Origin of the sequence: Anaerococcus marasmi, from assembly GCF_900290195.1 — a bacterium.
Taxonomy (GTDB): domain Bacteria; phylum Bacillota; class Clostridia; order Tissierellales; family Peptoniphilaceae; genus Anaerococcus; species Anaerococcus marasmi.
The window spans coordinates 424406-448785 of record NZ_OLMF01000004.1 but is presented as its reverse complement, the minus strand read 5'-3'; the positions used below and the strand labels follow the sequence as shown (position 1 = coordinate 448785).

Below are 24380 nucleotides of genomic sequence, written 5' to 3'. Positions count from 1 at the left end.
CCCTTATATAGTACCATGTTCCGGGGTAGCTGTCAAATATTTTTTTAAGAAAATTTCCAGATGTGGACTATTTGGTCTTGAATCTGCTCATAGTCCCATTCTCGCATGGTATTTTTTATACTATTTGGATCATTTATAATAAATTTACCGTCTTTATACGAATCTATTACGAAAATATGACCGGCAAGGGTGAAATATCCCCTTTCGACAGAAACTATTAAAGGACCATCCTTTAATGCCTCTATCATTTTTTGCTTATCTTTTTCTAAGTCTTCACATTTATATCCATACTTATTAGCTTCATCTGTAAAAAAGCTCCAAGCAATTCCTTCTTCAACCATATATTCTTTTGCATCTTCTCCGATTGTTTTAGGAGTTATAGAAGGATCATTCCTAAGCCTAGCTAAGACCATGGCCATGGAAGTTGGTCCGCAGCCAGCAACACCTATATTAATATCTGATAGCTCCTGGTATGCCCATCTATTATCCCATTGAATATAGTAAGGGGTAGGTCTATCAAGCTTAATGCTTTCACCTTCCTTATATGGGAAATCTTTGATATTATGATTCATATTATATACGAATTCAATAGTATCGGGGTCATTTCCAGTAAGGTAGGCCTCAGTATCGGTTAAATTCTTGAAATTATCATAAACCCATTTGGCCTTTGGGTCTTTCTTTGCAGGATCCTCTAAGTTTTTAATTAAATCATCTCTCCTATCAGTTTTATAAACAGGCTTAGTTTCGTTTACAACATCTAAATTATTAACGAAATCTTCTCCTTTATTAAAAGTATCCTTGGCAATGGAATTGATTTCTTCTATCATCTGAAGGTTTTCTTTATCTAAGTATTCATTATCAAATTTTCTTTTGTTAGAACACGAGCATAAAAAAAGTGCAGCTAACAAAAATATCAACCTATTGAACTTCATAAGTTTACATTACCTTTTATTGATGATTAATCAATTATCAAAAGATAATGATAGACATTAAAAGCTATTAAATAAAATTAAAACTTAAGATTGTATAAGCGATGAATTAAGCTATACTTAAGAAATACTCCTAAGAAGTATCCAACATCATACTAAGATAGATATTGGGGAAATAAGTAAGTCAATTGAAGTCCTTTAGGATTATTTTAGGTTAAGAATGAATTATAGAATAAGGAATCTCTTAAATAACTGAGGGATAGGAGTCTAGGAAAAAGGTTAAGCCAACGAGTGATAGGGTCTTGATTTTTAAGCCTAATATCCTTGCTACAAGGTAGGGGATTAATCGTTAGGAGGCACCGGATTTGATATATGGGCAGAAAGTAGCAATACCAAGAAACTATATCTAGAAAGTCTTTGAGCTTCCATGCTAGAGGCAAATTATTTTTATAATATTTGGAATAACTGATCTTTTCATAGCCCACGCTATTGTGCTTATAATCATCATTGCTATAAGGACTACAGAGAACTTAACCGAGAGCTTTGCCAAAGCTTTTGACAAGTGATATTACTCAAACGCTAAAAGACTTATAAGAACTGAAATCCTTGTAGTCTTATTGCAAGTCGGATTGTTGAGACTTCCATGGAGCTTTTTCTAATGATATTGGTCGGATTTATTCATTTTGCAAGAGCCCTTTAATGCTTATACTATACATGGTTCAATTCATCTTAACCAAAAATTATATGTTATTCTTTTTAATTTCATTTGTATTATCTAATTTCATAACTTGCAAAAGGTGTATTTTATGCTATAATGGTTAGGCAATGTTTCTTGGGACCCATTGTAAAAAATATCAAGGAGTGTAAAATGAAAAATAATTTGGATACTAATTTTTTGGTAAAATCCGCAATCGTTGCAGCTTTATATGCTGTGCTTACTTTATTGTTGCCTATGGCATCATATGGACCAATCCAACTAAGGTTTAGTGAAATTATGGTTCTTCTTGTGTTTTATAACAAGAGATTCATACCAGGTCTAGTATTAGGATGTGCTATAGCCAACTTGTTTTCACCGATGGCTGCTTTTGATGTGGTGTTTGGAACCTTATCATCATATGTTGCTTTCCGTCTCATGTTAAAGAGTAAGAATTTATTTATTGCTTCTTTGTGGCCAGTACTAATGGTGATTGTGCCTGCTTTGGGAACATATTTTATTTTAGCTAATGATGCTGTATTATTTATTATGATTCTCGAGTTTATGGCAAGTGAATTTATTATGGTTAGTATTATAGGTGTTTTAATATTTAAAATGCTTGAAAAGAATGATGGATTTATGAAATATATTAGAGAATTTTAAAAAAACTCCCTTCTATCGTGTAGATAGAGGGGAGTTTTTAAGTGCGCTCGGCATGAGCATATTCTAACAGGTGCAAGTCCTAAGTGTGCCCGGTAGTGGGAAACACATAGCCAAAGGCAAGGGTGTCCATCGTGAGGTGGAATCTGAAGGAAGCCCTAGGCAAACTCTTGGTCTGACGAACAGAAATCACATAAGGCAGTTACGTAGGATAAGCTTGCTTAACAAAGTAAAGTCCAATAACTACACGGAATACGTAAATGTAAATGTGGCAGATATATGAGGGGAAAGAATATGTTCTTACCCGAGGAGGTCTCATAGGCGACTTAGTAGTAACAACGAACTATGAGAAGTCAGCAGAAGTCATAGTACTAGTAAAACTAGGAAGGACCGAACTACAGGAGGTATAAATTTATGAAAGAAACTAATCATGACAAAGACTGTAGAAAATCAACCAGACTAATCAAAGATAACTCAGAAAGTGAAAATAAATCAGCTGGACACAGTCATGATAAGATTAACTCAAAAGAAAATACCAAAAATGAACTAATTGAAAAGATACTCCATAGAAACAACCTAAACGAAGCCTTTAAAAGAGTAAAATCCAATAAAGGTTCAGCAGGAATAGATGGAATATCAACAGAAGAACTCCTAGAACATCTAAAAGAAAACAAAGATAAAATACTAGGACAAATAAGAGCAAGGAAATACAAGCCCAAACCAGTAAAAAGGGTACAAATACCAAAATCAAATGGTAAGAAACGAAATCTAGGAATACCCACAACAACAGATAGGGTAATACAACAAGCAATAGCACAAATACTAAGCCCCATCTATGAAAATAAATTTTCAGAAAACAGCTATGGATTTAGACCAAATAGAAGAGCACACGATGCCTTAAAAAGGATAAAAGAAATAGCAGATGAAGGATACACATGGGTAGTAGATTTAGACCTAGAAAAATACTTCGACACAGTAAACCAATCCAAACTAATACAAATCCTATCAGAAGAAATAAAAGATGGAGATGTAATATCCTTAATACACAAATATCTAAAATCAGGAATAATGATAGATGGAATAAAAGTAAAATCAGACAAAGGCGTACCACAAGGTGGTCCCCTAAGTCCATTACTCGCAAACATCTACCTAAATGAAGCTGATCAAGAACTTGAAAAATGGGGATACAAATTTGTAAGATATGCAGACGACATGCTAATATTCGCAAGAAATAGGAAAGCAGCCGAAAGATACTACAAAAGAGTCAAAAATCTGTTAGAAGGAAAATTAAAACTTAAAGTAAACGAGGAAAAGACCTCAATAAGAAAATTAAGCCAAACAAAATATCTAGGGTATGGATTTTACCATAACAATGGAACCCAATTAAAAGTACACAAAGAAAGCCTAAAGAAACTAAAGGCAAAACTAAAAGAGGTAACAAACAGAAGTAATGCACTAGGCTATAGGCAAAGAAGAATAAAAATCAACCAAATCGCAAGAGGATGGATTCAATATTTCAAACTTGCAAATATGAGAAAACACCTTCAAATTTTAGACGAATGGTTAAGAAGAAGAATCAGAATGTGTGCGTGGAAAGGCTGGAAGAAAGTAAAAACCAAATTTACAAATCTAGTAAAATTAGGAATAGCAAAATTCCAAGCTTGGCAATGGGCAAATACACGCAAATCCTATTGGAGAATAGCCAAAAGCCCAATATTAAGCAGAGCTCTTAACAACAAAAGAATAGCTGAAAGGGGGTATATATCCCTATTCAGCTATTACAATAAAGTTCAAATTAAACTGTAGAACCGCCGTATACGGAACCGTACGTACGGTGGTGTGAGAGGACGGTAAATGAAATAATCATTTACCTCCTACTCGATTTATATTTCTTTTTGCTTTTTTTCTTCTTCTTGTTTTTGTTTTTTGTTAAATTCTTCTTTAGTTAGAATATCAACAATATTTACTTTAACGGCTTTAACGTTAATACCTGTTAGGTTTTTTACTTCGTTTTTGATAGCTTTATCTAGATTTCTAAATACTTCTTCGGCTCTTTTGCCATATTCAAGGATGATTCCTGCTTCAACAACAGAATCTTTATCAGCTTGATTTATAGAAATACCAGATGTTGATTGTTCATCAGATGAAAAAGAACTTGTTAGATTATCAAAGAATCCACCTTGTAAGTCTAGAACTCCGTCTACGTTATCAACAACTTTTTTTGTAATTTTAGCTAGAACCTTGTCGCTAACTACGTATTCGCTAACTTCTCCAGCAAAATTTTCGTTATTATAATTTTCAGCCATTTTATTCTCCTTTAAATTTATTTTCGCTTACTATTATATATATACCCACTTATTAAATTTTATTGAGTTTATCGATAACTTTTTCTATCTCTTCGATTTTTTGTCTTATATTTTCCTCATCATCACTATTGAGAGATTGGTATACGCAATGCTCTAGATGGGATTGGAGGACTTCTTTATTTATATTTTTAAGAATAGAAATTGAAGCCATAATTTGGTTTGATATATCTATACAATACCTATCATCTTCAATCATTTTAATTAAACCGTCGATTTGTCCACCGACGGTTTTAAGTTTCCTGATAGTTTTTTTGTTATCAGCATGCATTATTTATATTCGATACCTTTGTATTCGTAGCCTGCTTCGCTAATTGCCTTTGAGATTTCATTTTCATCTACTGATCCGAAAAATTCTACATTAGCTTCTTTATTATCAAGGTCAACATTTACCTCTTTTACTCCTGCAACTGATTCTAGGGCTTCTGTAACGTGTTTTGCACAATTTTGACAGCTCATTCCATCAACTTTTACAATCATTTTATTTAATTCACTCATTTTATTCTCCTTTACTAATATATTTTCTTCTTTACTTTCTTCTTTACTTTCTTCTTCTGCCTTAAAGTTCCTAAGTCTTAGTGAGTTAAGGCATACAAAGACTGAGGATATACTCATTGCTAAGGCCGCAAACATTGGATTTAATGTTATACCGTATCTAGGGTAAAGGATGCCTGCTGCAACTGGTATAAGGATAATATTATAGAAAAATGCCCAAAAGAGATTTTCCTTTATTATCTTTATGGTCTTACTAGACAATTTTATCGAATTTATTATATCAAATAGGGAATTCTTGATCAGTACTATATCCGCTGAATCAATCGCAATGTCTGTTCCACTACCGATAGCTATACCAATATCAGATCTTGCTAGAGCAGGAGCATCGTTTATTCCGTCTCCGACCATCGCTACCTTTTTACCCGATTCTTGAAGTTTTCTTACAACTTTATCTTTATCTTGTGGAAGGACCTCTGCATATTTTTCATCTATAGCCAGTTTTTTTCTAATTGCTTCGGCCGTTTTTTCATTATCACCTGTTAGCATTGCAATATGGTAGCCCATTGCTTTTAATTTTTCTATTGCCTTAATAGAACTATCCTTTGCCAAGTCTTGAACCGCTATTAAGCCTAAGACCTCATTTTCATCAGCAAAATACATGGATGTTTTTCCTTTTTCTGAATATGAGATAGATCTTTCTTCAAAATCTTTTACAGAAATATTTTTATCGTTCATAAGTTTTATATTTCCTGCATAATATATTTTGCCGTCTATTTTTGCTTCAAGCCCCATTCCAGTTATAGAATGAAAGTCTGAAGTTTCTTTAGGTCTAATGTTTTTGCTATTAGCAAATTCTACAATTGAATTGCTCAAAGGATGCTCGGAAGCTTCTTCTATACTTCTTGCAATAGATATGAACTCCTTGTCATCCATTTTTGTATAGACATCAGTAACTACAGGCTTACCTTCTGTAATTGTTCCAGTCTTATCTAGAAGGATGGAATCAATCTTATGAAGGTTCTCTAAGCTTTCAGCGTTTTTAAACAGAAGACCTAACTCTGCTGACTTACCAGTTGAAACCATTATCGCCATTGGAGTTGCAAGACCTAAGGCACATGGGCATGATATTACGAGAACTGCTATCATAAGATTTAAGGCAAATTCAAAATCTTTTGTAATATAAGCCCATATAGCAAAAGTTAAAATTGCAATAACTATTACCACTGGAACAAAAACTGCTGCTATCTTATCAGCCAATTTTGCAATTGGTGCTTTAGTTTCATTTGCTTCATTAACAAGACTTATGATTTGTGAGATGGTAGTATTTTCACCAACTCTTTTAGCCCTAAATTGAAAAGATCCTTGCTTGTTAATACTTGCAGATATTACTTCATCGCCAGGATTTTTATTTACTGGTATGCTTTCACCAGTAATGGCGGCTTGATCAACTAGGGAAGAGCCCTTTGTCACAATACCATCAACAGGAATCGCCTCTCCTGGTCTAACGACAATAGTATCGCCAATTCCAATTTCTTCTATGGCAACTTCAATTTCTTCACCATTTTTAATCACCTTAGCTGTTTTTGGAGCTAGATCCATAAGGTGTTTGAGAGATGATTTGGTCTCTCCTTTACTTCTAGCCTCAAAATATTTACCCAAAGTAATTAAAGTTAGGATAGTTGCACTTGATTCGAAATATATATTGTGCCTATAATGATCTAACACTTGGGTATCGTTTAGTCCTAAGGCATAAGACATCCTCATTATGGCAAATATACCAAATATAGCGGCAGCACTTGCACCTAGGGCAACGAGTGTATCCATGTTAGGTGCCTTATTAATAAGTCCCCTAAAGCCTGATACAAAAAAATTGCGGTTTACAAAAATTACAGGCAAGGCTAGCAAAAATTGAACAAAAGCATAATTTACTGCTCCTGAGCGACCTTCTAGAAAACTTGGTATAGGAAGATTAATCATTGGCCCCATTGATATATACATCAGTGGTATTAAAAACAAGAAAGAAATTTTTAATCTACTTATTGTAGACATTTCTTCGTTTTCCTTTAGTGTAGGATCATTTGATTTATCCTGATTTTTAAGACTTGCTCCATAACCAATTTTCTCTACTGCCTTTATAATATCGTCGTTTGTAATCTTATCAGTATCATAATCGACTGTCATAGATTCACTAATAAGATTTACATTGACATCATCAACCCCTAATTTTTGAACTGCTTTTTGGACATTAGCCTGACAAGAAGCACAAGTCATTCCGCTAATATCAAAACGTTCTTTCATATTACCTCCTTAACACCCATAGGGGGTGTCAATAATATTATAACTTTCGTGGCATTAATGTCAAGGCTAAAGTAAAGTCTTTACAAGAAAGGCTATATAATGTTATAGTATATTAAAGGGGTAAGCATGGAAAGGTTAAAAATAATTTTTAAAGGTAGGGTCCAAGGAGTCGGATTTAGATTCCACTCTTTAAGGATTGCTACTGATCTAAATTTAACAGGAAGCGTTAAGAATCTCTACGATGGAAGTGTAGAAGTTTACGTACAAGGATCTCCTGAAAATATTGATGCATTCATAAGGGAATTAGAGAATCAGAGATTTGTGAGGATAGAATCCAAAGATATAAGCAAGTTAGAAATTAAGGAAGATGAAAATTCCTTTGAAATTCTGTATTAGCTCTGGCAAGATTTTAATTTTGGGTATATAGTAAACTTATGAGTTTTAAAAGTAAAGTAATAAAAAATATAGCAAAATTAATTAGATTTTCTTTAAAGATTACAAAGCATAAGGCTACTTCCTTACCAGGTTATGTTGCTTATAAACTGGATAAAGATATACTTAATGAATTGTCTAAGAATACAAAATTTATCTTTGTAACAGGTACAAATGGTAAGACAATGACTACCCATTTTTTGACCAATATATTAAGACAGCACTATGAGAATGTTTTTACTAATGATTCTGGTTCTAATATGGTCCAAGGAATTATTACTTCATTATTGGACAATCCGCCAAACAAAGACACTGTTGCAGTTCTAGAGGTAGATGAGGCAAATCTTTCTAGAATAGGCAAGTTCCTCAAGGCTGACTATGTAGTATTTACTAATGTATTTAGAGATCAAATGGATAGGTTTGGTGAAATATATAATATATACGACAAGATGATGGAAGGAATGGAGGAGATGCCTGATGCTACTATAGTAGCTAATGGAGATCTACCGATTTTTGCTTATGAGAATATGGACCCCTACAAAAAGGTGTATTATGGTATAAGAGATAAGAGCGATGTTCATGATAACTATAGTCTAGATGCGGAACTAAATTCTGATGGGATACTTTGTCCAAAGTGTAATAGTGTTCTTAAGTATAGGCTCGTTAATTACTCATCTCTGGGAGATTTTACTTGTCCTTCATGTGATTTTTCTTCAAAGAATCTGAAATATTGTATAGATAATCTAGTAAAACTAGAAAGTAATCATTCAGTTTTTAAAATAGCAAACGAAGAATACGAAATATCCGTAGGTGGTTTATATAATATTTATAATGCTTTAGCCTCACTTGCTGTTGCCAAAGAGCTAGGATTAACTTATGAAGAAATATACAATGGACTAAAGTCTCAAAAGAATGTATTTGGTAGACAAGAAAATATAAATATAGCTGATAAGAATGTAATAATTAATCTTGTAAAAAATCCTACTGGTCTTAATCAAATAATAGAATTGATGCTTTTAAATAAGAGTGATATAAGTCTTATTTGCCTGTTAAATGACAATTATGCAGATGGGCTTGATGTAAGCTGGATATATGATTCTCATTACGAGAAATTGAAAGAGATGGATATCAAAGATGTCTATGTATCTGGCAAAAGATCTTCTGATATGAAAAGAAGGCTAGAGATAGCAGAGATTTATGAAGGAGATATAAAAGATTTTGATTATGAGAAGGAAATAGTTGATGTAATAGAAAACGCCAAGTCAGATAATGTATATATCTTATCAACTTACACAGCTATGCTAAGGTTAAGAGAGGTATTAGAATTATCATGATTGTTAATATTGCACATCTTTATGGAAACTTATTAAACACATATGGCGACGTGGGTAATGTAATGGCTTTTGCTCACGAGGCGAGAATTAAGGGATTTGAAACTAATATCGAAGTAGTAAGCCTTGGAGATGATTTTGATTACACGAAGTATGATTTTGTATTTTTTGGAGGTGGTCAGGATTATGAGCAGAGTATAGTGCAAAAAGATTTGCTTAAAAAAAGAGATACTATAGTAGAATACATTGAAAATAATGGTATACTATTAGCTATATGTGGCGGTTACCAATTGTTAGGTCAGTACTATTACGACGCCTACAATAATAAAATAGAAGGTCTCAAGATCTTTGGCCACTACACAATCAACCAGGAAGATAAAAATAGATTTACTGGTAATATAAAAATTCAATCGGCCTTTGATGAAAAATCGATCTATAAAGGATTTGAAAATCATGGCGGTATAACATTTTTGGGAGAAGGTCAAGAGCCTTTTGCATATGTCTTGGAAGGTAATGGCAATAATGGCAAAGACAAGAGCGAAGGCTTTAGGTATAAAAACACTATAGGTACTTACCTTCATGGACCATTACTTGCTAGAAACAACAATTTATGCGAAAGCTTAATTGATATATTAATTAATAGGAGATGCAAATGAAAGAAAATAAATTAAGAAACAAAGAAATAGATGAGTTTTTTGAAGCAGTATTAATGCTTGAAGATATTGAGCAATGTTATGATTTCTTCACCGATATATGTACAGCTAGAGAAATCCAATCAATAGCACAAAGATTGCATGTTGCAAAACTTCTTAAGATTAGAAAAACATATAGTGTAATCGAAGAAGAAACAGGAGCATCAACTGCTACAATTTCAAGAGTAAATAGATCGTTAAATTATGGATCTAACGGATATGATATTGTATTGGAAAGGCTTATCGAAAAGAATTTAAAAGAAGAAAAAAGCAAAGAGTAAGGATAACTTACTCTTTTATTTTTATGGTATAATGTGATAGATGGAAGGACGTGAAATATGAACTTAGATGGATTAAATAAAATGCAAAGAAAGGCAGTACTTCATGGAAAAGGACCTCTGTTAGTTCTTGCTGGAGCAGGATCTGGTAAAACTAGGGTACTTACAACAAGTATTGCCTATCTTATTGAAGAAAAAAATATCGATCCTAGAAATATCATTGCTATAACATTTACCAACAAAGCAGCAAATGAGATGAAAGAAAGAATCTCAAGACTCCTTGGTATGGATGTATCACATCTTTGGATTGGGACATTTCACTCAATTTGCGCAAGGATTCTGAGAATGAATATTGATAAAATTGGTTATGATAGAAATTTTACAATTTATGATACAAGCGATCAGAAGACTTTAATCAAAGAGATAATTAATGAACTTGGATATAAGGATGATATTGCTCCAAAAGATGCGCTTAATGTGATATCATCCGCTAAGAATAAGTCTTTAGATCCAGATGAATTTCTAAAACTAAATACTTACTATAGCAAGGGCGACATCTATTATGAAATCTATAAAAAATATGAAGAAAAGAAGTTTTACTACAACGCACTGGATTTTGATGATTTAATAGACAAAGTTTTATATCTTTTTGTTAGAAGTAAAGAAACATTAGACTTTTACCAAAAGAAATTCGAGTATGTATTTGTAGATGAATACCAGGATACCAATAATAGTCAGTACGAGCTAATTAAATATTTTGCTGCATTTCATAACAATGTCACCGTTGTAGGAGATATAGATCAATCTATATACAGTTTTAGAGGTGCAAATATTTCAAATATCCTTAACTTCGAAAAAGACTTTAAAGATGCTGAAACAATAAAGTTGGAACAAAATTATAGATCAACAGAAAACATCCTAGAAACTGCAAATCTTCTAATAGAAAATAATTCCGAAAGAAAAGCTAAAGAACTTTGGACAGAAAATAAGGGCGGAGACAAGGTTATATATAAGGCGAATTCAGTTGAAAGCGAAGAAGCTAAGTTTGTCCTTGATAATATAAAAAGCCTAATGCAAGAAGATTACGACGCCAAGGATTTTGCTATTCTCTATAGGACCAACGCCCAATCAAGACCGTTCGAAGAAATTTTGATGAAGAACTTATTAGACTACAAGGTAGTAGGTGGACTTAAGTTCTATGATAGGAAAGAAATAAAAGATTTGGTATCTTATCTAAAGATTTTAGTTAATCCAAAAGATGACCTATCGTTAAAAAGAATTATTAATGAGCCTAAAAGAGGAATTGGTAATAAATCCATTGAAGAGTTGGAGAGAGTAGCTAGTTTGCATAATATTGCCATTCTAGACTTAATTACAGATGATAGTTTCAATACATTGATCTCAGATAGAGTTAAGAAGTCTACTGAGAAGTTTTATTTACCATTAAGGGACATATTTGCTAATGTAGATAACTACAAAATAGTTGATCTTATCGAAGATGTATTAGACAAAAGTGGCTACATGAAATCTCTAGAGTCATCATATTCAGTTGAAGATAGGGCAAGGATAGATAATATAAATGAGTTTATATCATCAGCATCAGAATATCAGGAAAATAATCCAGAAGACACTATCTACGATTATCTCGAAAATCTATCTTTACTATCAGATCTTGACAAGACGGAAAGTACAGATAATTCGATTTCACTAATGACAATGCATGCTGCAAAAGGTCTAGAGTTTCCAGTAGTATTTGTAGTTGGTCTTGATGAAGGACTATTTCCAGGAAAAAGAAGCATAGATGAAGGAAATATCGAAGAAGAGCGAAGACTTTTTTATGTTGCAATAACCAGAGCCGAGGAGAAACTATTTCTATCAAGCGCCGAGGCAAGGAGAAATTATGGCAAACCTGTATTTTATAAGCCGTCTAGATTTATCGATGAAATAATTGATAATGTCAAAGTCGAAGAAAAGATTAGTTCATATGGATATTCATCAAGAGAATACGAAAAGTCCATGGCAGAAGATTACATGCGAGAAAAAACTAGGCAGTCAGTCTTAGGTAAAAAATTAAATAAAACGAGTGCGAGCGATGATCAATATAAGGTTGGAGATAGGCTAGTTCATGCTAAGTGGGGTAGTGGTATGGTCGTCCAGATCAAAAAACAAGATAAGGGTAATGAGCTTGTCGTTGCTTTTGATAAAAAAGGTCTTAAAAAACTTAACCAAGACTACGCTCCAATAGAGAAGGTTTGATATGGATAAGAGAGAGAAAATAGATAAATTAATAGAAAAAATAGAGAATTTAAACTACCATTACTATACTTTGGATGAGCCTCTAGTTTCCGATGGAGAGTATGATCAAATCTATGATGAACTTAGAAAACTTGAAGAGGAAACAGGCTATGTTAGAGATGATTCTCCCACCCAAGTAGTCGGAGGAGAAATACTTGATAAGTTTGAAAAGCATTTTCATATAACTAAGCTCTTATCTCAAAACAAGGCCCAAACTCATGAAGAGCTTAGCGCATGGATTGATAGGTGTAATAGATTAAGAGATGACTATAATAGAAATCACGATGATAAATTAGCTGAGCTTGAATATATAATGGAGTATAAATTCGATGGACTAACAGTAAACTTAACCTATGATAATGGTATTTTAGTAAATGCTGCGACTAGGGGTAATGGAACCGTCGGAGAAGAAATTTCTCCTCAAGTTAGAACTATTAGATCAATTCCTAATAGAATTAAAGAGAAGTCTTTATTAGAAATACAAGGCGAAGCACTAATGCCTTTATCAGAGCTAACTCGCTACAATGAGGAAAATGAATTGCAGCTGAAAAATGCTAGAAATGCTGCGGCAGGAGCACTTAGAAATCTAAACACCAAAGAAACTGCCAAAAGGAAGCTTACAGCCTACTTCTATTCTATACCAACTAATAACTTAGACTTTGCTACTGAAGAAGATATGTTGGAATTTCTAAAAGAACAGGGATTATTGATTCACCCTTACCATAAAAAAGTTCATAGTCTAGAAGAAATGCTAGCAGAACTTGATTTTATAGAGGAAGAAAGAAAGAATATAGACATTCTAACTGATGGCGTAGTGATTAAGATCAATGATAAAAGAACTCAGGAAGTCTTAGGATCAACAAACAAATTTCCTCGTTGGTCAATAGCCTATAAATTCGAGGCGGAAGAATACACTACAACATTAAGAGAAGTTGTTTGGAATGTAGGAAGAAGTGGAAAAGTAACTCCTAGTGCAATACTTGACCCAGTGGAGTTTTCAGGAGCTACAGTAAGTCGAGCCACCCTAAACAATTATGATGATATTATTAGGAAAAAAGTAAGAATCGGATCTAAGGTCTTCATCAGAAGATCAAATGATGTAATCCCTGAAATTCTAGGAGTTGTAGATGAAAATCAAGAAGGGACTAAAAAGATAGAAAAGCCTAGCAAATGTCCATATTGTGGAAGTGAGCTAATCCAAGGCAATGTCCACATAATTTGCCCTAATTCTATTTCATGTAAACCACAACTACTTGCGAGAATGGAGCATTTTACCTCAAGAAATGCAATGGATATAGAAGGACTGTCCGAAAAAACTATAGCCCAACTAATGGAAGAACTAGATATCAATGAAGTAGATGATATATATGCTTTAACCTACGAAGATCTAATTAAGCTAGATCGTTTTGGAGATAAAAAAACAAAGAATCTTTTAAATGGCATAGAAGCAAGTAAAAAGGTTGATCTTGATAATTTTATCTATGCAATAGGAATACCGAATGTAGGGGAGAGAACATCCAGAGATTTGGCGAATAAGTTTAAGAATTTTGATGATCTAAGAAATGCTAGCGCAGATGATCTTTCAGATATTGAAGATATCGGTGAAATAACTGCTCAAAACATAGTTGAGTACTTCAAAGATCCTAATATTAGCAAATCGATCGATAATTTATTGGAAAAAGGTATAGAAATATCCGATGTAAAAGCAGATAATAATAGTGATAGCTTAAATGATATGACTTTTGTAATTACAGGTACAATTGATAATTATAAGAGAGATGATATTAAGAAACTTTTGGAAAGTAATGGAGCTAAGGTTACAGGATCAGTTTCAAAAAATACAGATGTAGTTTTGGCTGGTGAAAAAGCTGGTTCTAAGAAAGATAAAGCTCAAGATTTAGGCATAGAAATTTATGAGAATGATAAATTATATGATTTCTTAGAAGAATTGGAAGGAATGTAATATGAATACACAAGAAGTAGAAAAAATATATAGGCTTGCTAATCTAAGTCTAGAAGGAAAAGACACTGACTTACTAGCAAATAAGTTCAATACAGTTATAGATTTTATCGAAGATATCTTTACCATTGATACAGATGAAGTTAATATGACTGAACTTATACCAAATCACAAGGCAATCTTTAGAGAAGATGAAGCTAAAGAATCCATAACTAGAGATGAGGCTTTGGCTAACGCTAAAGATACAGAATTTGGTTATTTTAGACTTGATTGGAAATTATAGGAGCTAAAATGAATATAGAAAAATTAATCGAAGATTATAAAAACGGAAATCTAAGTGTTGAAGATAATATTTTAGCAACCTTAGATAAAATAGAAAACGACGAATTGAATGCTTATATAAGTTTTGATCGCGATGGTTCTATTAAAAGGGCTAAAAAGTTAGATGAAAAACTAAAAAATGGCGAGAAGTTAGGTTCTTTATTTGGAGTGCCTGTGGCTGTTAAGGATAATATATCATATGATAAAATGAAGATGACCTGTGCATCCAAAATGCTGGAAAACTTCAAACCTGTATATAATGCAAGTGTTGTAGAAAATCTTTTAAAAGAAGATGCTATTATTGTAGCTAAGACAAATATGGATGAATTCGCTATGGGCGGTAGAGGCAAGACCTCATACTTTGGACCTACCAAAAATCCTCTTGATAACAAGAGAGTTCCTGGTGGTTCATCTTCGGGGTCTGCGGCAGCAGTAGCTAAGGGTGATGTCCTAGTAGCTCTTGGAACAGATACAGGTGGTTCGGTAAGATGTCCTGCATCATACTGTAATATTCTTGGATACAAACCAACTTATTCAATAATGAGTAGGTATGGTGTAGTTTCTATGGCAAACACCCTAGATCAAGTTTCTTTATTCTCTAAAAATATCGAAGATATGCGAGTATTGGCCAATACAACTGCATCTCATGATCCAAAAGATATGACTTCTAATTTAGAAAAATATGAGTACGCATACGAAGATTATGATTTTAAAGGAAAAAAGATTGGATTTATAAAGACTGAGTCAAGCCTTTATGAAGGCATTGAAGAAGAAGTTAAAAATGACTATCAAAAGGCCTTAGATACCCTAGAGTCATTAGGAGCAGAGCTTTATCCTATTGATTTAGAGTATGCAAAGTTTGCAAACCCTGTATATAACGTTGTAATGAGCTCAGAAGTATCCTCAAACATGAGTAGGTTTGATGGAGTGAGATTTGGCTATCAGGCAGATGATTACGAAACTGTAGAAGAACTTTTCGTAAAAAGCAGATCAGAAGGTCTAGGAGAAGAAGTTCAAAGAAGAATAGCTTTAGGAACTATGTATTTATCAGCAAATGATAATCAAAGGATATATAAGCAAGGGCTTAAGTTGAGAAGCCTAATTAAAAACGAATTGGAAAAAGTTTTTGAAGAAATAGATTTATTGATAACACCAACTACAACAAATCTACCACCTTACTTGACAGATGACAAGAACGATCCACTAAGCGACTTTAAGTCAGATGGTTTCAATGTAATTGTAAATCTTGCTGGAATGTGCGGTCTTTCATTGCCAGTGAGAAAGGGCATATCTGGATCAGTTCAATTTATAGCTAATAGATTTGAAGATAACAAATTAATCAATGCGAGTGAGAAATTTTTAAGGAGTATAAATGAAAACTAAAACAATTATCGGATTAGAAATTCACGTGGAGCTAGCCACTGAAACGAAGATGTTTTGCTCCTGTAAAAATGAGTTCGGACAAGTGCCTAATACAAATGTATGTCCAATATGTCTAGGACATCCAGGAACTCTTCCTCAAATGAATGAAAGGGCAGTTGAGTATGCTGTTATGGCTGGTCTTGCCTTTAATTGTGATATAAGACGTGACCAAAAAATGGACAGGAAAAAGTATTTCTATCCAGATCTCGTGAAAGGATATCAAATAACTCAATTTGATAAGCCTTATGCAACAAATGGTTACCTAACTTTAGAGTCAGGTAAAAATATTAGAATTGCTGAAATTCATATGGAAGAAGATACAGGTAAGTCAAATCATGATGAAAATAATGCGACTTTGATGGACTACAACAGAGCAGGTGTCCCACTAATTGAAATAGTTAGTGAACCAGATATGTCTTCACCAGATGAAGCAAGAGAATATGTTGAAACTCTTGCATCTACCTTAAGATTTTTAGGAGTATCAGACTGTATCATGGCTCAAGGTTCTATGCGTGTCGATGTTAATATCAATATCGAAAACTTAGATAATGGGGAAAGGACTGCTATAGCAGAGATTAAAAACATAAACTCTATTAAAGCTATAGAAAATGCACTAGCTTTTGAGGAAAAAAGACAGATAGAACTTCTTGAAAAAGGAGAAGTAGGTGTAAAAGAAACAAGAAGATGGGACGATGAATTGGCTGAAACAGTTCACATGAGAAATAAGGAAGTTGGAAATGACTATAGATTCTCCGCAGAAGGAGACATTCCTCTAATTGAGCTTTCTGACGATTTCATAAACCACGTTAAAGAAAATCTACCAGAATTGCCTGGACAAAAAGAAGCTAGATATATCAATGACCTATCCCTTAGCAAGTATGACGCGAATTTACTAGCTAATGACAGAGAGCTTGCTGAACTATTTGAAAAAACAAATGCTATAGTTAATGACCCTAATACATGCGCAAACTGGATTTTATCAGAGTTATCTAGAAGGCTTAATGAGTTTGAACAAAGTCCTTCAGAGATGCAACTTTCAGTTGAAAACTTTTCTAAGTTAATATTATTAGCTAAAGAAAATAAAATAAACAACAATGTTGCTAAGAAACTTCTTAGAGAAATCTACGAGTCAAATGAAGATCCAGAAAAACTTGCTGAAGAAAAAAACTTACTTCAAATATCAGACTCATCCTTCCTTGAGGAAGTTGTAGATGAGGTTTTAAGTGAAAATCCTGAATCTATAGAAGATATAAGGGGAGGTAAGGATAGGGCTTTCGGATTCCTGGTTGGACAAGCTATGAAGAAAACTAAGGGAAAAGGAAATCCTCAAGAAATCAATAAATTGTTAAGAGAAAAGATAGGAGAGTAGGGCTATACAAAATAAAAGAGCTTGCTTTTATATATAGCAAGCTCCTGATCCTTAAGGGATTATTTAAAAAAGCTCTTTTATAAAATGAAAATACTAATTAAAAACACGCGCCTACTTACAATGGAAGATGACAAAATAAGAAGGGCGAACATTTATATAGAAGACGACAAAATTTCCTATATAGGAAATAGGGATGATTTTAAAAGCGATATAATTATAGACGGCAAAAACTTCCTAACAATGCCTGGATTTATCAATGCACATACCCATGTTGCTATGACTCTTTTTAGAAATTATGGACCTGAGACTGACCTTATGACTTGGCTTAACGATTACATATGGCCACTTGAAGACAAGCTTAAGGCAGAAGATGTCTACTACGGATCAAAGCTTGCTCTATTAGAGATGATAAAAGCAGGCACTACTAGCTTTGCAGATATGTATTTTTTCTGTGAAGAGACTATAAAAGCTTGTAAAGAGATGAATATCAGGGCACAAATATCTAGAGGACTAACTATTCCAGATAAGAATTTTTCTAAAATTAAAGAAAACATAAATCTTGCCAATACATATAAAAGTGACAGTCTAATAGACGTAGGACTTGGTCCCCATGCTGTATACACAGCAGATTTAGATTATTTGAAAAAAATATCAGACTATGCCCAAGAATACAGACTGCCTATCCATATACACTTATCTGAAACTGAGAAGGAAAATGAAGATTGCTATAAAAAATACCATATGAGTCCAACCGAGCTTTTTGATAAGGCTGGCATATTTAAAAACAAAACAATAGCTGCTCACGGAGTATATCTATCCGATAATGATTTGGATATTATAAAAGATAATAATGTGAGCATAGTTCATAATCCAAGCTCTAATTTGAAACTGTCATCAGGCTTTTTAGACCTAGCAAGATTAATCGACAAGGGAATTAATGTATGCTTAGGTACTGATTCTGCTTCAAGTAACAACAAGCTCTCAATTCTAAGAGAGATGGAAGTATCTATGCTTATATCAAAGCTTTATTCAAGTAGACCGATAAGTTACATAGAAATGCTACAGATGGCAACGGTTAATGGTGCAAAGGCCTTAGGGTTTGATAAAGTAGGAATGATTAAAGAATCCTATAAGGCTGATTTAATAATGATTGATATCAATAATGAAAACCACACACCCCACAATGATATCCTATCGTCCTTGTGCTTTTCTACCTATGAATCTGATATTAAAAATGTTATTATAGATGGAAATATTGTATATAGAGATGGTAAGTTTAATAATGACGATAGAGAAAATATAATATTAAAAACAAAAAGACAATTCGAAGATCTTAAGGCTAGATGATGCTTGGAATAGATTTAGTTAGCGTAAATAAATTTAAGAAAAAATCTAGTATCTTAAAGATTTTTACAGAAAAAGAATTAGCGCACGCAAGAAGAAGTAAGGACTTTAATATGAGTCTTTCGGGAATTTTTGCTGCAAAAGAAGCCACTATCAAGGCATATGGTTTTAATTTATCTTATATTTTAAAAGAGAGAATCGAAATAAGATACAGGGATAAAAAACCAAAAGTTTTCTTAGATGGATTTTTCTTAACTGATAATATAAGCATAAGCCATGATGGGGACTATGCACTTTCTGTATGTGAGTCTAATTTAGACAATATTTATGTAGACGAGTATTTCAAAAAAATATTTCCTAAAAGAAAGAAGAATACCCACAAAGGTGATTACGGTAGAATTGCCATACTTGGCGGAAGTAACGGTATGAGTGGTTCTGTATATCTTTCTTCCATGGCTTGCCTAAGAACTGGTGCAGGATTAGTATATAATATAGTTCCTAAGTCAATTAGTAATATTCTTCAGATAAAAACTAATGAGCAGATAATTTTACCTCTGGATTCTTTTAATATTATTAATAACAAGGAGAATCTAGAAAAAATAAGCTATTATTTAAGAGATAAGGATGTTTTAGCTATAGGCCCGGGAATGGGTCAAGATGATTCATTAAATTCATTGATCAATAGTATATTTATCGACTTTAGTGGTAAAATACTTATAGATGCAGATGGATTGAATGCTGTTAGCAAAGATATTAAGATATTAAAAAACCACAAAAATCTTATATTAACGCCTCATCTAATGGAGTTTTCTAGGCTTGTAAAGTTAAGACTTGATGAAATTAATTCTGATAGAGTAAATATAGCTAAAAAATTTGCTAGGGAAAACGAAGTTATTCTTGTATTAAAATCTGAGGAAACTATAGTTACTGATGGCAATAGGATTTATATAAATAAAATCGGAAATCCAGGAATGGCTACTGCAGGAAGTGGGGATGTATTATCTGGAGTTATTTCTGCTTTATTACATAGGTTGGATAACTACAAGGCGGCATGTCTTGGTGTCTACATTCACTCGTTAGCAGGAGATCTTGCATCAAAAGACTTATGCGAAGATTCAATAATAGCATCTGACATAGTCAAATATATTCCAGGTGCTATGAAATTATTGGGGTAGGAATGTTTACTAATTATATTGAAGTTGATATAGATAAAATACAGAGAAATATCGAAAACGTAAAAAAAATATCTAAAAATAAAAATATCTGTGCTGTAGTCAAGGCAAATGCTTATGGCTTGGGAGCAACTGTTATTGCTAAATACATAGAAAACCAAGTATCATATTTTGCTGTTGCTAATTTCATTGAAGCTAAAAACTTAAGAGTTTCTGGCATTACAAAGCCTATAATGATATTGGGTTTTGTCAGTGTTGAAGAAGCAAATGAATGCGTGGCTTATGATATTGAAATCCCCGTTTATGACTTATCTTATGCGGAAAGAATAAATAAGAGTATAGACGGTTTATTGAAGGTTCATATAGCCTTAGATACTGGGCATTCTCGCTTAGGATTTAGAGAATTTGAATTTGATAGAATTCTTAAGTTAAAACAGCTCAAAAATTTAAAAATAAAGGGAGCTTTCAGCCATTTTTCTACTGCAGATGAAGAAGATAAGACTTTTACACATGAGCAATATGAAAAGTTTGAAAGGCTAAGAAAAAATCTTAGTGACGAATTTAAGATTGAATTATTTCATATAGCAAATTCAGCTGCATCTATTTATCATGATATTAATAGTGATATAGATAGGATTGGAATAGTGATGTATGGCATTTATCCTTCTGATTATTTAAAGGAAAGAGAAGATATTAAGCTAGAACAAGTTTTTTCTTTAAAAAGCAGGGTATCTTTCGTAAAAAATATTAACCCGGGTGATTCAGTTAGCTATGGTAGAAGCTTTATAGCCAAAGATAGGATGAAGATTGCGACAATTCCTATAGGCTATGCTGATGGATATTTTAGAGCTTTTTCCAATGTAGGGGAAGTATTAATTAATGGTAAGATTGTTAAAGTCTGTGGTAGGATCTGCATGGATCAATTTATGGTCGATGTGAGCAATATAGATTGTGAAATAGAAGATGAAGTAGTAATATATCCAGATATTTACAAAGAAGCTAATAAGATTGGAACCATACCTTATGAACTAATGACATCTTTCGATATGCGATTAACTAGGGTTTACATAAAGGATGGGGAAATTGTTGAGGTAGATAATTATTTAGGAGAACTGTATGAAAATTAAAAGAGGGGATCTTTTTTATGCTGACTTATCTCCTGTCGTCGGTAGTGAGCAGGGAGGTGTTAGACCTGTTATTGTTGTACAAAATAATGTAGGAAATAAATATTCACCAACTATTATAGTCGCTCCTGTGACTAGTCAGCTTAATAAGGCCAAGCTTCCCACTCATGTTAGGTTAAAGGGTAATGAGTTCGGACTACCCAAAAATAGCGTAGCATTGATGGAACAGCTTAGAACAATAGATAAGAAAAGATTAAGAGAGAAAATAGGTAGCTTCAATCACGACATAATGCTAAAAATAGATGAAGCTATGGCCATATCATTGGATTTAGTTGATAATTGAACTTACATAATACATAAAAGAGCTGTTAGAGAATGAATACTACTCTTTCATTAGAATCAAGTATTCAATCTTGCAACAGCTCTATTTTAAAATTAATATCTACTTATCTTCGACAATCATTCTCGCCAAAACATCTGGGTTTCCACAACCTGTGGTGAGGACTAAGTCGTCTTTTTTAATTTCCTTGTAAATATAATCCCTACAATCTTCAAACTCGCCAATATACTTTGCATTTATTCCCTTTTTAACTAAAGCATCGACAACATCTTTTGAATGAATACTTGGATCAAACTTTTCTCTTGCAGCATAAATATCGGTTATAATCACTTCATCACTAGAATCGAAGCAAGTCAAGAAGTCATCAAACAATGCCTTGGTCCTACTGTAGGTGTGAGGTTGCCATACACAAATAAGACGGCCCTTAGTATGCTCTTTTAAGGCATCTAGGGTAACTTTAATCTCTGATGGATGGTGGCCGTAATCGGTCATTATCGTCGCATCATCAACTTCACCTATGATTTGCATTCTTCTATCGAGCCCTTCGTACTTAAGGATATTCCTTCTAATAGTTTCAACATCTATGCCATTTTCATATGTGGCGATGATTGAAGCCATGGCATTATTGATATTATGCCTTCCTATAACACCTAATTCGAAATGTTCAACGTCACCATTTCTCATTCTTAAGTCAAAGTTTGGTCTACCAATTTCGTCAAACTTTATATTGAAAGCACAATAGTCGGCTTCATCATTTTCTTGTGCATAAGTTATTAACTTTCCCTTTACGGAATCAAAAATCAATCTATTGTTTTCTTCATTTAAGTTAGTAATTGTCAATGAATTTTCATCTTGGTTAGACAGATACTGTCTAAATGTATCTACAATATCATCTAGGTCTTTGTAATAATCAAGGTGGTCTTCGTCAATATTTAATACTATTAATGTCTGAGGATAATAATATCTAATATTACCCTTGTATTCACAGGCTTCAGTTACCAAGTATTCTTCACTACCAACCCTAACATTACCTTTCATTTCATCTAATTCGCCGCCAAGCAGGATAGTAGCATCCTTGTCGGAATGCATTAAAATTTTAGAAATCATAGATGTTGTTGTAGATTTTCCATGTGAACCTGATACTGCGATTGAATTTTTATAGTTTCTCATCAAGGCACCTAGGAAAACTCCTCTTGTAACAACAGGTACATTAAGTTTCTTAGCAGCTATTAACTCTTCGTTATCATCTAAGATAGCGTCCGTATATATTACTAGGTCAGGATTTGTTATATTTTCTTTCTTTTGTCCTATTGATATCTTAACTCCAAGTTCTCTTAAGTGATTAATAATCTTACTATCTGACCTATCTGAACCAGAAACCTCATATCCCTTAGCCAAAAGCAATTGAGCAAGGCCGCTCATTGATATGCCACCAACTCCAATAAAATGAATGTATTTATAATCATGTCTATCTAAATCAAATTTAAACATATATTCTCCTTAGTTATTATCTATACCGTATGGGTGTTTTTATTATACCATATTTATATAATAAAGTGAGTCAAGTGATATTAATAATTGATTAGAACTTAGCTAAAAGTATATTAATAGCAAAGGAGAGAATATGAAATATGTAATAGGAAATGACCATGGAGGTCTTGATTTAGAAGAAGTAGTAAAGGATGAATTAGAAAGGCTTGGCCATGAAGTATATCATGTAGGAGCTTATGATAGTGAGTCTGTAGATTACAGCGATTATGCAAAAAAGGCCTGTACCGAGGTGATTGAAGGAAGAGCTGATTTTGCTATCTTAATTTGTGGTACTGGACTTGGTATGAGTATTTCAGCGAATAAGATTCAGGGGATTAGGGCAGCGTGCGTTTCTGAAGCTTATTCAGCAAGAATGAGTAGGGCCCATAATAATGCCAATACCCTATGCATGGGAGCTCGTGTTATAGGTTCTGAAACATGCAGGATGATAGTAAATGAGTTTGTAAATACAGAATTTGAAGGCGGAAGACATCAAAGAAGAGTAGATAAAATTATGGATATAGAAAAGTTCAATAAAGCTTAGCAGTCTTGTTTTAAATTTTCTGAAAAAATGTTATTATATTAGTGAGAATAATTTAAAGGAGAGAAATTTGAGTATACCTACACCACATATATCAGCAACAAGTGCTGATCAAATTGCAAAGACAGTATTAATGCCAGGGGATCCTCTTAGAGCAAAATATATTGCAGATAATTTTTTAACAGATGTTACTCAGTTTAACGAAACTCGAGGAATGCTTGGATACACAGGTTACTACAAGGGAAAAAGAGTTTCTGTTATGGGAAGTGGAATGGGAATTCCATCTTCTATGATTTATTACAACGAATTGTTTCAATTCTATGACGTAGATACAATTATTAGAGTAGGAACAGCAGGTTCTATGCAAAAAGATGTGAAACTACACGACATTGTAATTGCATCAGCAGCTTGTTCTGAATCATCTATCAACGATAATTTATTTGGAAATATACATTTTTCATCAACACCAGATTTTGAATTATTATTACAAGCCTACGAAAAATCAAATGAATTAGGCTATACTACTCACTGTGGACAAGTTCACTCATCAGATCAATTTTACAACGATATGCCAAATGAAGTTTTTGAGAATCTTCAAAAATACGGCGTTTTGTGCGTAGAAATGGAATCATACGGCCTATTTATGGCAGCCAAAAAACACGGTAAAAAGGGTCTAGGAATATTCACAATCAGTGATTCACTTGTCGAAAATGTTGCTGATAGCGCTGAAAATAGACAAACTTCATATACAAATATGATGGAGCTTGCTCTAGAAGTGGCACCGGAATAA

The 24380-nt window shown here is 33.2% G+C and carries 22 protein-coding genes; 17 read left to right on the top strand and 5 right to left on the bottom strand.

Annotated features, from left to right (window positions below):
- Window positions 1-44: 44 nt before the first annotated feature.
- On the bottom strand, window positions 45-932 hold the full coding sequence (locus tag C7D97_RS02365) for a C39 family peptidase (protein WP_105300528.1): 888 nt from the start codon (window positions 930-932) through the stop codon (window positions 45-47).
- An 865-nt stretch (window positions 933-1797) separates the two neighbouring features.
- Between C7D97_RS02365 and C7D97_RS02360 the strand changes: the two genes are divergently transcribed.
- Together C7D97_RS02360 and ltrA are read left to right on the top strand one after the other, a co-directional pair.
- A complete protein-coding gene (locus C7D97_RS02360; RefSeq protein ID WP_105300527.1) occupies window positions 1798-2286 on the top strand; it encodes a QueT transporter family protein in 489 nt (162 codons plus the stop codon).
- 411 nt (window positions 2287-2697) lie between these two features.
- Complete coding sequence (gene ltrA, locus C7D97_RS02355) at window positions 2698-4089, top strand: group II intron reverse transcriptase/maturase (protein WP_105300526.1); 1392 nt, start codon at window positions 2698-2700, stop codon at window positions 4087-4089.
- 77 nt (window positions 4090-4166) lie between these two features.
- Here ltrA and C7D97_RS02350 read toward each other — a convergent pair whose 3' ends face one another.
- Genes C7D97_RS02350 through C7D97_RS02340 form a run of 3 tightly spaced genes read right to left on the bottom strand, consistent with a single transcriptional unit; the run spans window position 4167 to window position 7439 of the window.
- Window positions 4167-4589, bottom strand: a complete 423-nt coding sequence (locus C7D97_RS02350) for an Asp23/Gls24 family envelope stress response protein (protein WP_105300525.1) — start codon at window positions 4587-4589, stop codon at window positions 4167-4169.
- A gap of 52 nt (window positions 4590-4641) precedes the next feature.
- Entirely contained in the window at window positions 4642-4917 is a 276-nt protein-coding gene (locus tag C7D97_RS02345) for a metal-sensing transcriptional repressor (protein WP_105300524.1), read from the bottom strand.
- Window positions 4917-7439: a heavy metal translocating P-type ATPase gene (locus C7D97_RS02340; protein WP_105300523.1), complete on the bottom strand. Its 2523-nt coding sequence runs from the start codon at window positions 7437-7439 to the stop codon at window positions 4917-4919. Before C7D97_RS02340 ends, C7D97_RS02345 begins: the two co-directional genes overlap by 1 nt.
- A 126-nt stretch (window positions 7440-7565) precedes the next feature.
- On the opposite strand from C7D97_RS02340, the gene C7D97_RS02335 reads away from it, so the two are divergent.
- From C7D97_RS02335 to C7D97_RS02275, 13 genes are all read left to right on the top strand, one after another.
- Window positions 7566-7835: an acylphosphatase gene (locus tag C7D97_RS02335; RefSeq protein ID WP_105300522.1), complete on the top strand. Its 270-nt coding sequence runs from the start codon at window positions 7566-7568 to the stop codon at window positions 7833-7835.
- A 38-nt stretch (window positions 7836-7873) separates the two neighbouring features.
- Window positions 7874-9205, top strand: a complete 1332-nt coding sequence (locus C7D97_RS02330) for a Mur ligase family protein (protein WP_105300521.1) — start codon at window positions 7874-7876, stop codon at window positions 9203-9205.
- Window positions 9202-9858, top strand: coding sequence for a type 1 glutamine amidotransferase (locus C7D97_RS02325; RefSeq protein WP_105300520.1), 657 nt, complete (start codon window positions 9202-9204; stop codon window positions 9856-9858). Before C7D97_RS02330 ends, C7D97_RS02325 begins: the two co-directional genes overlap by 4 nt.
- Window positions 9855-10175 carry a YerC/YecD family TrpR-related protein gene (locus C7D97_RS02320; protein WP_015777914.1) on the top strand — a complete coding sequence of 107 codons (321 nt, stop codon included), beginning with the start codon at window positions 9855-9857 and terminating at the stop codon, window positions 10173-10175. Before C7D97_RS02325 ends, C7D97_RS02320 begins: the two co-directional genes overlap by 4 nt.
- A gap of 57 nt (window positions 10176-10232) precedes the next feature.
- Entirely contained in the window at window positions 10233-12428 is a 2196-nt protein-coding gene (locus tag C7D97_RS02315; RefSeq protein WP_105300519.1) for an ATP-dependent helicase, read from the top strand.
- 1 nt (window position 12429) lies between these two features.
- Entirely contained in the window at window positions 12430-14430 is a 2001-nt protein-coding gene (gene ligA, locus C7D97_RS02310; protein ID WP_105300518.1) for an NAD-dependent DNA ligase LigA, read from the top strand.
- A gap of 1 nt (window position 14431) precedes the next feature.
- Window positions 14432-14710 (top strand): Asp-tRNA(Asn)/Glu-tRNA(Gln) amidotransferase subunit GatC, encoded by a 279-nt coding sequence (gene gatC / locus C7D97_RS02305; protein ID WP_015777911.1) that lies wholly within the window; start codon window positions 14432-14434, stop codon window positions 14708-14710.
- Between the two features lie 8 nt (window positions 14711-14718).
- Window positions 14719-16131 (top strand): Asp-tRNA(Asn)/Glu-tRNA(Gln) amidotransferase subunit GatA, encoded by a 1413-nt coding sequence (gene gatA / locus C7D97_RS02300; RefSeq protein WP_105300517.1) that lies wholly within the window; start codon window positions 14719-14721, stop codon window positions 16129-16131.
- Window positions 16121-17539: an Asp-tRNA(Asn)/Glu-tRNA(Gln) amidotransferase subunit GatB gene (gene gatB / locus C7D97_RS02295; protein WP_105300516.1), complete on the top strand. Its 1419-nt coding sequence runs from the start codon at window positions 16121-16123 to the stop codon at window positions 17537-17539. Before gatA ends, gatB begins: the two co-directional genes overlap by 11 nt.
- 84 nt (window positions 17540-17623) lie before the next feature.
- Entirely contained in the window at window positions 17624-18886 is a 1263-nt protein-coding gene (locus C7D97_RS02290) for an amidohydrolase (protein ID WP_105300515.1), read from the top strand.
- Entirely contained in the window at window positions 18883-20058 is a 1176-nt protein-coding gene (locus tag C7D97_RS02285) for an NAD(P)H-hydrate dehydratase (protein ID WP_240308884.1), read from the top strand. The genes C7D97_RS02290 and C7D97_RS02285 overlap by 4 nt, the downstream gene beginning before the upstream one ends.
- 2 nt (window positions 20059-20060) lie before the next feature.
- Window positions 20061-21182: an alanine racemase gene (gene alr / locus C7D97_RS02280; protein ID WP_105300513.1), complete on the top strand. Its 1122-nt coding sequence runs from the start codon at window positions 20061-20063 to the stop codon at window positions 21180-21182.
- Window positions 21172-21522, top strand: a complete 351-nt coding sequence (locus C7D97_RS02275; RefSeq protein WP_015777905.1) for a type II toxin-antitoxin system PemK/MazF family toxin — start codon at window positions 21172-21174, stop codon at window positions 21520-21522. Before alr ends, C7D97_RS02275 begins: the two co-directional genes overlap by 11 nt.
- Before the next feature lie 99 nt (window positions 21523-21621).
- Here C7D97_RS02275 and murC read toward each other — a convergent pair whose 3' ends face one another.
- Window positions 21622-23010, bottom strand: a complete 1389-nt coding sequence (gene murC / locus C7D97_RS02270) for a UDP-N-acetylmuramate--L-alanine ligase (RefSeq protein ID WP_105300512.1) — start codon at window positions 23008-23010, stop codon at window positions 21622-21624.
- Window positions 23011-23143: 133 nt separating this feature from the next.
- Here murC and rpiB point away from each other — a divergent pair, with 133 nt between their 5' ends.
- Both rpiB and deoD read left to right on the top strand, forming a co-directional pair.
- Window positions 23144-23593 (top strand): ribose 5-phosphate isomerase B, encoded by a 450-nt coding sequence (rpiB, locus tag C7D97_RS02265; protein WP_105300511.1) that lies wholly within the window; start codon window positions 23144-23146, stop codon window positions 23591-23593.
- Between the two features lie 67 nt (window positions 23594-23660).
- A complete protein-coding gene (gene deoD / locus C7D97_RS02260) occupies window positions 23661-24380 on the top strand; it encodes a purine-nucleoside phosphorylase (protein WP_105300510.1) in 720 nt (239 codons plus the stop codon).

Excerpts from the sequence above, each read along its gene's own strand:
- C7D97_RS02365 (WP_105300528.1), bottom strand. The coding sequence starts at position 932 with ATGAAGTTCAATAGGTTGATATTTTTGTTAGCTGCACTTTTTTTATGC.
- C7D97_RS02360 (WP_105300527.1), top strand. The coding sequence starts at position 1,798 with ATGAAAAATAATTTGGATACTAATTTTTTGGTAAAATCCGCAATCGTT.
- ltrA (WP_105300526.1), top strand. The coding sequence starts at position 2,698 with ATGAAAGAAACTAATCATGACAAAGACTGTAGAAAATCAACCAGACTA.
- C7D97_RS02350 (WP_105300525.1), bottom strand. The coding sequence starts at position 4,589 with ATGGCTGAAAATTATAATAACGAAAATTTTGCTGGAGAAGTTAGCGAA.
- C7D97_RS02345 (WP_105300524.1), bottom strand. The coding sequence starts at position 4,917 with ATGCATGCTGATAACAAAAAAACTATCAGGAAACTTAAAACCGTCGGT.
- C7D97_RS02340 (WP_105300523.1), bottom strand. The coding sequence starts at position 7,439 with ATGAAAGAACGTTTTGATATTAGCGGAATGACTTGTGCTTCTTGTCAG.
- C7D97_RS02335 (WP_105300522.1), top strand. The coding sequence starts at position 7,566 with ATGGAAAGGTTAAAAATAATTTTTAAAGGTAGGGTCCAAGGAGTCGGA.
- C7D97_RS02330 (WP_105300521.1), top strand. The coding sequence starts at position 7,874 with ATGAGTTTTAAAAGTAAAGTAATAAAAAATATAGCAAAATTAATTAGA.
- C7D97_RS02325 (WP_105300520.1), top strand. The coding sequence starts at position 9,202 with ATGATTGTTAATATTGCACATCTTTATGGAAACTTATTAAACACATAT.
- C7D97_RS02320 (WP_015777914.1), top strand. The coding sequence starts at position 9,855 with ATGAAAGAAAATAAATTAAGAAACAAAGAAATAGATGAGTTTTTTGAA.
- C7D97_RS02315 (WP_105300519.1), top strand. The coding sequence starts at position 10,233 with ATGAACTTAGATGGATTAAATAAAATGCAAAGAAAGGCAGTACTTCAT.
- ligA (WP_105300518.1), top strand. The coding sequence starts at position 12,430 with ATGGATAAGAGAGAGAAAATAGATAAATTAATAGAAAAAATAGAGAAT.
- gatC (WP_015777911.1), top strand. The coding sequence starts at position 14,432 with ATGAATACACAAGAAGTAGAAAAAATATATAGGCTTGCTAATCTAAGT.
- gatA (WP_105300517.1), top strand. The coding sequence starts at position 14,719 with ATGAATATAGAAAAATTAATCGAAGATTATAAAAACGGAAATCTAAGT.
- gatB (WP_105300516.1), top strand. The coding sequence starts at position 16,121 with ATGAAAACTAAAACAATTATCGGATTAGAAATTCACGTGGAGCTAGCC.
- C7D97_RS02290 (WP_105300515.1), top strand. The coding sequence starts at position 17,624 with ATGAAAATACTAATTAAAAACACGCGCCTACTTACAATGGAAGATGAC.
- C7D97_RS02285 (WP_240308884.1), top strand. The coding sequence starts at position 18,883 with ATGATGCTTGGAATAGATTTAGTTAGCGTAAATAAATTTAAGAAAAAA.
- alr (WP_105300513.1), top strand. The coding sequence starts at position 20,061 with ATGTTTACTAATTATATTGAAGTTGATATAGATAAAATACAGAGAAAT.
- C7D97_RS02275 (WP_015777905.1), top strand. The coding sequence starts at position 21,172 with ATGAAAATTAAAAGAGGGGATCTTTTTTATGCTGACTTATCTCCTGTC.
- murC (WP_105300512.1), bottom strand. The coding sequence starts at position 23,010 with ATGTTTAAATTTGATTTAGATAGACATGATTATAAATACATTCATTTT.
- rpiB (WP_105300511.1), top strand. The coding sequence starts at position 23,144 with ATGAAATATGTAATAGGAAATGACCATGGAGGTCTTGATTTAGAAGAA.